Here is a 9563-nt window from a genome sequence, read left to right on the forward strand (position 1 = left end):
CTGAAGTTTATATTAATGGATTAGTAGAAGAGGGTGTGATTGTACCAAGTGAATATCCTGATGGATACAATCCTAACCTAGAAATCACTAGATTAGAAATGAGCAAAATGATTGCAAGAGGGTTAGCGAAAGAAAGTTTACAATGGAAAGAAGTATTAGCTGGTCTTGAGCAACTGGACTTTATTAACCTACCTTTTACTGACCAAAGAGAGTTAAACCAATCTGATCAACCATACGTAGCATTAGCGAATGGTTCTGGTATAGTGAGTGGTCGTTCGGATGGAACTTTTGATGCTGCTGGTCTAGCAACAAGAGCTCAAGCATCAGTCATGTTAACTCGTTATCTAGGTGCTAAAGCTAAATCACCAGATTTAGATAATTTGTTAGAAACTTTTAAAGGAGAAAAATCAATCCATGATTATTCTAAAGAAGAGTTAGAGTCTTGGGTTGATAAAGAAGCAGACTTGGAGAGATTAAGTAATTATCCTGTTGATCATGATGTTTTTGATTCTTTAGCTGAAGTTAATCATTTTGAACGGTATCCTACCAAATATCAAGATTTATCGGAACCTCATACTGATAATAAGGTAAATGTTGTAATAGGGTATATGGACAAATTTTATAATCGTGATTACCTAACAATTGATGATACTTGGATAAAAGACATCCTTTATTATTATCGGAGTGGCCAAACTTACAATGGGGTAAGTTATACACGAGATGAATTGCCTCAATTTTTTAACGAGTTAGTTCAGGAAACCAAAAATAACAAAGTAGTTTCAGAGAATATTTTTGTTACTGATATTACAATGTACCATAGTGTGCAGAAGGGTCGTGATACTGGAGTAAGAGTAAGAGGCACACAGTACATTCAATATACTTCTGGAACCAACCTTCCAGAAGGGATAGAGTTAAATAAGTGGTATGTTAGAGATGTGGATGTGCAAGTGCATTTCCCTAGAAAAACGGATACAGTTTCTTGGAAAACTCCTGATTGGGTATTTGAGGAAATCTTCCCAATTACCTCATATGAGGAAGTAAAACAATAGACACTAGCGAGCTGTGCTCGCTTTGTCTATCAATATCAAGCTTTCTTATTAAACAATATGGCGCAAGAATGTAGTTAATGATATCCCGGATACCTTTAGATTAATATCAATTAAAATAGGTCAACCAGGGAATGAACTGCCCCTGTCTAGTAGACAGGGGGCAGTTCATACTGGCTAACCTTATATTACGATATGGCGCAATAATCTAGTATCAGCTACAGGTTCTTGGCTCCCGCTTTGGGAGGGAAAATACAATACGAGGCTTCAAAAGCTGGTATCTATGAAAAATGGTTTGATAAGATTTGGGTCTGAAAAAATATTGATAAAGCTCTTAAGAAAGCAGAAAATTATTTAGGTTACTTGAAGAAGAGTGGGTAATAATACTATTGACAAGGTTTAATATGGTGGAGTTGAATTGCATGAACCCCTCTAAGTTTTTTGTTTATCAAGTAGTTTTTTCTATTATTGGTTTAGCAAATAATTACTTTGTTAGGGAGTTTATCTATAAAACCTTCCAAATTGATAATAAACTCATTATTTCATTAATTAAAACACCTATTGACTTAGTTGTGATTTTTTTCACATTTAAGTTATATTTCTTAGTAAAAATTAAGCTGAGATACAAGATTTTAATTCACATTGGTGCTTTTATTGTTGGGGCGATAATTTTAGTGTTAATAACTAATTATTTCATTATGTAAAAATATTTAAGTTCAACGAATGTATCTGTGGTTCAACTAACGCATTCGTTGAATAAGAAGAGAGGAAAGGTTTCCTCTAACTTTTCTTCAATTATCAACATTAAAATTTAACAGAGCCTAAAATAATTGAGTTTAAATCTCTTCTTTTTTAGAGTTTTACAAGCATATGTGACAATAACTTAAAGGGGACAAAATGACATTCGACCCCCACATCGAAAAATTTCTCCAATGAATTGAAAGGGTCTTGTAATAAATTTTACTAATTAAATGTTATTCCACGATATGGCGCTTTTCAGAAATAATACTGAAAAGCGTCTCTATTTGTTTGCTTTTTTCACGTTCAAATTGTTAGTTCTATAGTGTAAAATCATTAGGAGAAATATGGATACATAGGGAAAAGTTATTATAATTAAAGTATACATTGTGGGGGTTAAAGATGAATAGAGCATCTATAGGGGATATAATTGTTGGTTGGACAATAGTGATTATAGTTTATATACTAACCTATTTAGCGTCAGCCACACTTTTTGTGTTGATCTTTCAACGATCCATTGACCAGGATTGGAGGCTTTCAGGAATATTTATTGGTTTTTTTCTGATTGTTATACCATATCTAAGTGCAGGGATCTTTGTGAGAAAGTTTTTCTCAAAGCCATATAAAGTGGGGTTACTGGTAAGCATAGTTCCTTGGATACTGGAAAAAGTGATCATCTATGGAGTTGGTGCCATGTATAAAGAGGCAATAAGTAAAACAATTTCTAGTGTTACTTCGACGATTGCGTTTATTAGAGGGGACGCTGGATTACCTTATTTTACTAGTATATACTGTATTCTCGGTTTACTTAGTATTTTTATAACTGTCCTAACTGCAACTTATAAGAAATCAATTAAACTTATGACTAATTAGAAGATTTTTACTACAACAGATATGGAAGTATCCTGATTAATAATTATCTATAGAGAAAGGTCGAATATAATGAGATTAATAAAATCACTATCTATATTAACTATGTTATCTCCCATATTATTATCTGGCTGTAATAGTGTAGGAGAATCTACTAATGGTGTTTCTGATAAGGAAGAAACCGTTTTAGTAAACGATAATGCGAGTGTGGTAAAATCAATGGCAGACTTTGACTTATACGATGACATCACTGAAGTTGAAGAATATGCTGACTTAATAATTAAAGGGAAATATACTGGAGAGCGTGACCAGAAAGATTTCTTCAAAGGCGGTCATTTAGTTCAAACAACAATAGAATCAGAAATTGAAATAAAAAAAGTTTATAAAGGAGATAAAAATAAGAAAGATATAATTACTGTTTTTGAGCCAGCTTATTTTAAGAATGATCAATTTGTTTCTATTGAAGGATATAACCTTGTAAATGAAAAAGGAAATTATGTACTCTTGTTAAGAGAAAGTTCAACTAGTCATGGATATGTAATTGTTGGCATGTTTCAAGGAAAGTATGACTTATCAAAGCAGGAAGAAGCTAAAAAACAGAAAAAGGTAGAAAAATATGAAGATATTAAAGACCTTGAATATTTTGGTGATGAGTATGGAAGGTTTAACAAACTAAAAAAAGATGTAAAGGACAAATACAAGTAAACCAATGAACCTTAAATAATTAGTAAAAACTATCCTTTTCCAATGGCGCTTTCTAGGAACAATAAAAGTGTTCTATTTTGCAAAGATGAATTTTAAATTAATTAGAGAATTTACGCTATTGTTTTTACTCTGAATATGTTTAGTAAAGAGGGAGAGGAACTTATATGAATAAAAGAAAGCTGGTGAAACTATTCTTTACAATTTCTATTTGTTTAATAGCTTGGATGTTTTATGAATATTACCATTTGCAAAAAGAAAACGGAGAAATGAAAGATCGCTTAGAATTAATGACCTCTGAGTATGAAGTGAATTCTCAATATGTCAAAACATTAGAGGTTGAACAAAAAAACTCACAAACTAAATATAAGTTAAGTGAACTTTCATTAATTCATCAAATGTTAGAGCTCCCTCCATTCAAATATGAAATCATCTCAACCCACTCAAAAAATCGAAAAAATGAATTTGTCGTATATGTCCCTAATATCGATGACAATCTTACCTCTACCGAAGTGCTTGTAATGAGAGCTGCAGTTGAATTTTCTGATGAAGAATATTATCCATACGTTTCATTGTGGAAGGACAAGGAAAAGGCTCAATTATATGCTAGTGGTAATTATGATTCTAGGGAAGATCAATATCATGGTTGGCTCGGTATGGATTTTAGATTCGGAACAATTGATAATTCTCTAGAGACTCCAAATTTAATGGTTTGGTTTAGTGGTCATGACAGAGCTACGATTGAATTTGGGAAATACAGTTATTAATCCGTGCTAAAATACTTGTAGGTTATTAGTTTTACAGTTGTCTTGTTGACAGCTCTTGAGTTAAACTTCAATTCTCATAATAATCAAACAGATTTTCAGCAATATGGCACAAGAGGCTAGTAAAGACTATCTGGAATTTCCCTATTAAGGAAACACAAGTGATACTGAGGTGATTAGATGGCGTTTAAAAGGAAATGGGACGAACTATCCGTCTCAGAAAAACGAGTAATAAGAACAATTTCATACCTTATAATCGCAATTATATTATGGATTATTGTGGCTTTTATTAAGTAAACATATTATAAAATAAGATGAATAAGAGCATGCCATCATTTGACATGCTCTTGTCCCTATGTATAGTTATGGTTGTATACAAGTACCTGTGCTAGTGCACAATGGTGGATTATGGTCAGCACTTGCAACAGATAAACCTGATCCAATTAAAGTTAAAGTTAGTGCCGAAACTAATAATAGCTTTTTCATTTTGAATAACACCTCCTAATAATTTTTAAATTCTAAAATTATATATTCTTCAAAAAAAATGTAAGTCCTTCTAGAATATTGTGTATTTTTGTATTATTTAGACTATTTTTACAGAACACAATGATTATTTATTCCATTAGTTAAGAAATAAGCTAATCTTACTATTGGAGAACAAGAAAATGTTATTCAACAATATGGCGCAAGAAGGTAGTAGCATATTCGGACTAGCTTTAGAATAATACCTATTAAAAATAGGTCAATCAGAAATGAACTGGTTGACCTCATAATAAGAAAATGGTGCTAATCTGAAAGATAAGCGCCATTATTTATCTTAGAATCATTTATTGAAAAACTATCCTTATGAAAATTAAAATAAGTTGAAATAATTTTTGTTAAACTTTATGTATAGAAGGAATTGTTGAACAACACCTATTATGATTGTTACTTGAGAAAGGGGAGGTTTGTTTGACATATTTAGAACAAAGAATAACTAAAAAAAGGTGGAAGATACTCAATCAAGAAAAAATAGAAGGTATATATGCAGGAAATATTTATAGAATTGAAGTGTTGGGTGGAGAGGATAGAAAAAAGAATTACATATATAAGGAGTTTGCACATGACCGAAATAATGAGGTACATATATATGAAAAGTTAGAAAACCTTATTAAACCATTTAGTAAATTAGTTGAAATATGGAGTTCTTATCCTCAAGCCATTCTTATGTATGATCTTGAATCTCCTTTAAAAGTAGTTTTTGAAAATTTATCTCTCAATAATAAAAAGGATTTCATTGAACAAATTTTACAAAGGTTATTAGCCCTACATACTTTGAAACTTGATGTAGCAAGGAACGAGTTACCTATACACCAAATGAATTATGAATGGCGTAATTGGTGTATAGATGAAATAAATAAATTAATTATCCAGCACCAATGGGCAAAATTGGATTGGGTAGAAACAATAAAATATGCCTATGAACAATTAGAAATAAATAATTATCAGGTAAAAAGCCCTTTAGTTTTAACGCATGGTGATACTCATTTAGAAAACATATTTTATTATGAAGACCAAATTAGTTTTATTGACTGGGAGTGGGCGGCTCTCGGCTCACCACTGAGAGATATAACTATCTTATTACAGGATATTTACGAACCTGAGTTAATTCAATTTATTTTTGACTCGTATAGAACACTATTAAATGAGAAGAAAATCAATATTATTGAGAAAGATTATAGAGAAGATTTTAATCTACTTTATGTTGACCATACTACAATGATGTTAGCTTGGGAGATTGAGAAGTATTTTCAAGGCTATATATCTGAAAAGAAAATTCAATTTATCATTAATTTTACAATTGGTGAAATAAAAAGGATAACCAATGAAAACTAAGGATGTACTATTAAAAGGGAATTTTCTAGAAGACCTGAGCTTAAAACATAGTTAACCATCTTCGGCAATTTGGCGCAAATCTTTTATAAAGATAGCGTCATTTTTCATTTGATGGCTATATTGATTAGGACAACTATAGGTAAAAAGGGTAAAAGGCATTAATCTATTAGTTATTATTTACTTCTAACAAACCCTTTCAGTATAATTAGATTGGTAAATTAATGAATGTAAGTTTGATATTGTAAAAGAATTTCAGAGCGATATTACATCGAAAAAGAGAGGGTTAATTATGTTGAAGAAAACGTTAGTAGTTATTTTATCATTGATGTTATTACTTCCTTCTATATCAGTGTTTGCACAATCAGGAGATTATCCTAATGATTGGTCAAAGGAAACGATTCAAAGAGGAATTGACATGGGCATCGTACCAGATAGATTACAATCGAAGTATTTCGATCCAATTACGAGAGAAGAGTTTGCGGAGTTATTGGTAAATGCGGCATTTATGGAATTAGAAATGACCGGTTATGAGCATATTTGGTCTAAGAGTAAAGTACTAGAATATGTGACAATCGATCAACCATTTGATGACACCGACTTAGATCATGTAAAACTAGCTTATATAATGGGGAGTATAAACGGTACAACAGAGACAACTTTCTCTCCAGATAGTTTCATTACGAGAGAACAAGCAGCTCAAATGTTGATGAACACAGTTCATAGAACTAGTATATTAATCTACGCTACAGAAGAAGAAATGGGATATGCAGACTATGATAAGATTAATGAATGGGCAATCCCCGCTGTCAGTGCTGCCTATACTATAGGTTTAATGAAAGGGTCAAATGGAGAGTTTATGCCATTTAAAAATATTACAAGAGAGCAAGCTATAGTGACAATCATGAGGATGATGGACTATACAGATTATGATATTCTTCAGTTAAGGGGAGATATCAGTGCTCTCCCAGTATTCGATGATTTAAGGTACAACTTAGGAAAAGATTATGTATATGTATCGTATGTAGATGATGGGTATGGTACATCTGAAAAATTGCTACAATCATCTTGGATTAGTTATGATCCTACAAAAGATTTAAAGACAGGCTATCATCATGAGCAGGCTTTGGTGATATATGCGTTTAATTCTAATCTTCTCAATAGAGATTATCCTTGGATTTCTGATGCTGCATTAAGGGGAGAAAGTGCAAAAGTAGATTATGGGTATATGATAGTCGAAACATTTACAGATGATTATCTATATGAGTTTAAATTAAAAGATATCCTAGGATATTCAAATGTAATAGCAGGTCATAAATATGGTTATCCTAAAGTAGATATGAATCCGAAACCAATAAACTAATCAAAAAGTGGAGTACAAGTTACTCCCTTTTTGTTGTGCTTATCTTCAACAATATGGCGCAAGAAGATATTAAAGGCTATCTTGCCTACTTTATACTTTAAGGATATTATCTGTTAATAATAGATAACTAGAAAAAATAATAGGTTGATCTCATAATACAATTTGGCGTTGTTAAGAAATATAGCATCATTTATTTGTACTAAAGACAAGGTTTAATCAGGTATCACAAGGGAGAAAGAGAAACATATAGTTGAGAAAAATATGTACCCCCCCTGTTCCGTTCATAGAAGGAGGATGACCAGGGAAGTTGGCAGAAGGATCTTATATCTATAGAGTATAGTAGGTAAATTATATGTAATCAGCTTGTATTAGGAAATTTACATCACTTTAATAATTTTTTGATTTAGAACTACCTGAAAAGCCTTTTTCATTATATTTTGAGCAATGGTGTTTAAATAAGATATTTTAGTAACCTCAATGGAAACTGTTAAAGCCTTTATAAAATTTTATCAAAGTATTGTCTGGTTATAATACAAAGAATGAATTTGACAGAAAAATCTTTTGTTTACATCATTAATATTTACTTTTCTTGAGCACAAAAGAGCTTTGGCACTTTAGTATCATCAAATACTATTGCATTTAAAGATCGTGATCCAAAATTGTTTAGTGAAGCTTGGCTAAGAGTCACAGAAGCCTCATAAACATGAGAACCTGGGCTAGGTTGATCAACCCAAGTTAAGTTGGGAGTTAGTGATAATTCGTTGATAGAGTCTGTATTTATACTGTAAGTACATAAGAATATAAAATCTCCATTATTAGTGGATCGTTTAAGGGAAAGGGTTCCATCAACCGACTGAACATTTTCAATAATGAATGACGTGTCTAACTTAATGAGTTGATTAGATAAAGTAATAATTTGAGGCAATGTTAAGGAGACAGTTATTACAGCAGGGGCCATTTTTAATCAATCCTTTCATAGAATTATTTCTATAATCTATATATGCTGAAAAGTGTGTAATATGTTTTTGGATTTATTGAAGTTAAACATATTAGGATATTTCAAGTTATGTGTTTTGAAATGTCATGCCTTTTGACAAATGACAACTATTGTGGAACATTCAGATGCTAGTATTTTTCTATCCCAACCATTGTACATATGAAGTAACTTAAATCCGTTCATTTGGAGGGCTCTCTCTAGCTCTTGCGGGTAAGTATAACGTAAATCAATTGTTGATATTCTTTCCTCTTCTATTATGTTGTTTGTAAGGAATTCTCGTGTGATTCGAAGATACTGTATTTGTGAAACTGGATTAAACCTTATTTCAGTATAGATATTACATCTTCGTTTTTTTCTGTCGATAAAAGTTCGCCAACATTGTTTTGTTGTAGGTTGAGTTAACATTTGAACAGAAGGAAAACGGGTGTTAAAAATAAAAATCCCATCATCGGAGAGAGATTGATGTACTGATTTAAATAATTGATCCTGGTGATCATTAGTTAAAAAGTGTTGAAATGCATATCCTACCATGTAAATAAAAGGGGATTTAGTTTTGATTTTAAAATTTAGACAGTCTTGTTTTATCCATTTTACCGATAAATTTTTAGTTGTTTTTTCTCTGGCTTCATGAAGCATTCCTTCATGGATATCAATCCCTAATAATTGATATCCTTCTTCTGCAAAAGGGATCGTAATTCTTCCTGTACCACATGCTAAATCTATAATTGTTTGCTCCTTAATGTTTAGCTTTTTTGCCCAAGAAAATAGTAGTGGTAGCTCGTAATATTTATTATTTTCAAGATCGTACATTTTTGGATCTTCATACTCAGATAAGCTCCAAGTGCATTTCAAAATGAATCCACCTCAACTTTTAAATTATTATAAAACAAAATCTTTATATGTAGTTTGATAAAAATAGGATATGCGTAAATCAATTTATTTTATTACCTAAAATACTATTAAATAATAACCAAACTAAATGGTAAGTGAGCTTATTAGTTTATCTTACTAAAGGTCAATCAGAAAATTGTTATTCAACAATATGGCGCGATGATCTAACAGTGCGCTTTTATTATGTTTAAAAAAGTTGTTGTAAGATTTGAGTGGTTTTGAAATAATTGGTATTTAAGATAAAGGGCATGTTAATTGAATATTACTATCAAGAATAGTAGGTGAAGATTATTAAAAAAATACTACTAACCGTTATCCCA

At 31.3% G+C, this 9563-nt stretch carries 9 protein-coding genes; 6 read left to right on the forward strand and 3 right to left on the reverse strand.

Going from position 1 to position 9563, the window contains the following annotated elements:
• The 4 genes from JM172_RS23495 to JM172_RS23510 all read left to right on the forward strand — a co-directional run.
• On the forward strand, positions 1-1049 hold a 1049-nt coding region (locus JM172_RS23495), incomplete at its 5' end, for an S-layer homology domain-containing protein (protein ID WP_214484812.1).
• Between the two features lie 1137 nt (positions 1050-2186).
• On the forward strand, positions 2187-2657 hold the full coding sequence (locus JM172_RS23500; RefSeq protein ID WP_214484813.1) for a hypothetical protein: 471 nt from the start codon (positions 2187-2189) through the stop codon (positions 2655-2657).
• A 69-nt stretch (positions 2658-2726) separates the two neighbouring features.
• Positions 2727-3359 (forward strand): hypothetical protein, encoded by a 633-nt coding sequence (locus tag JM172_RS23505; RefSeq protein WP_214484814.1) that lies wholly within the window; start codon positions 2727-2729, stop codon positions 3357-3359.
• Between the two features lie 164 nt (positions 3360-3523).
• Positions 3524-4123 carry a hypothetical protein gene (locus JM172_RS23510; protein WP_214484815.1) on the forward strand — a complete coding sequence of 200 codons (600 nt, stop codon included), beginning with the start codon at positions 3524-3526 and terminating at the stop codon, positions 4121-4123.
• Positions 4124-4483: 360 nt separating this feature from the next.
• Here the strand turns inward: JM172_RS23510 and JM172_RS25310 are convergent, their stop codons facing one another.
• Positions 4484-4606, reverse strand: coding sequence for a hypothetical protein (locus tag JM172_RS25310; RefSeq protein WP_284730503.1), 123 nt, complete (start codon positions 4604-4606; stop codon positions 4484-4486).
• A gap of 465 nt (positions 4607-5071) precedes the next feature.
• Here JM172_RS25310 and JM172_RS23515 point away from each other — a divergent pair, with 465 nt between their 5' ends.
• Together JM172_RS23515 and JM172_RS23520 are read left to right on the forward strand one after the other, a co-directional pair.
• Complete coding sequence (locus tag JM172_RS23515; RefSeq protein WP_214484816.1) at positions 5072-5995, forward strand: phosphotransferase family protein; 924 nt, start codon at positions 5072-5074, stop codon at positions 5993-5995.
• Positions 5996-6284: 289 nt separating this feature from the next.
• Positions 6285-7355: an S-layer homology domain-containing protein gene (locus tag JM172_RS23520; RefSeq protein WP_214484817.1), complete on the forward strand. Its 1071-nt coding sequence runs from the start codon at positions 6285-6287 to the stop codon at positions 7353-7355.
• Between the two features lie 580 nt (positions 7356-7935).
• Here the strand turns inward: JM172_RS23520 and JM172_RS23525 are convergent.
• Positions 7936-8313: a hypothetical protein gene (locus JM172_RS23525; protein WP_214484818.1), complete on the reverse strand. Its 378-nt coding sequence runs from the start codon at positions 8311-8313 to the stop codon at positions 7936-7938.
• Between the two features lie 123 nt (positions 8314-8436).
• Entirely contained in the window at positions 8437-9204 is a 768-nt protein-coding gene (locus JM172_RS23530; RefSeq protein ID WP_214484819.1) for a class I SAM-dependent methyltransferase, read from the reverse strand.
• Positions 9205-9563: the final 359 nt, after the last annotated feature.

Source organism: Bacillus sp. SM2101 (assembly GCF_018588585.1).
GTDB classification, from domain to species: Bacteria; Bacillota; Bacilli; order Bacillales; family SM2101; genus Nanhaiella; species Nanhaiella sioensis.

What these genes read in the sequence shown, in the direction of transcription:
- JM172_RS23505 (WP_214484814.1), top strand. Translation starts at nt 2,727, where the DNA reads ATGAGATTAATAAAATCACTATCTATATTAACTATGTTATCTCCCATA.
- JM172_RS23510 (WP_214484815.1), top strand. Translation starts at nt 3,524, where the DNA reads ATGAATAAAAGAAAGCTGGTGAAACTATTCTTTACAATTTCTATTTGT.
- JM172_RS25310 (WP_284730503.1), bottom strand. Translation starts at nt 4,606, where the DNA reads ATGAAAAAGCTATTATTAGTTTCGGCACTAACTTTAACTTTAATTGGA.
- JM172_RS23525 (WP_214484818.1), bottom strand. Translation starts at nt 8,313, where the DNA reads ATGGCCCCTGCTGTAATAACTGTCTCCTTAACATTGCCTCAAATTATT.
- JM172_RS23500 (WP_214484813.1), top strand. Translation starts at nt 2,187, where the DNA reads ATGAATAGAGCATCTATAGGGGATATAATTGTTGGTTGGACAATAGTG.
- JM172_RS23520 (WP_214484817.1), top strand. Translation starts at nt 6,285, where the DNA reads ATGTTGAAGAAAACGTTAGTAGTTATTTTATCATTGATGTTATTACTT.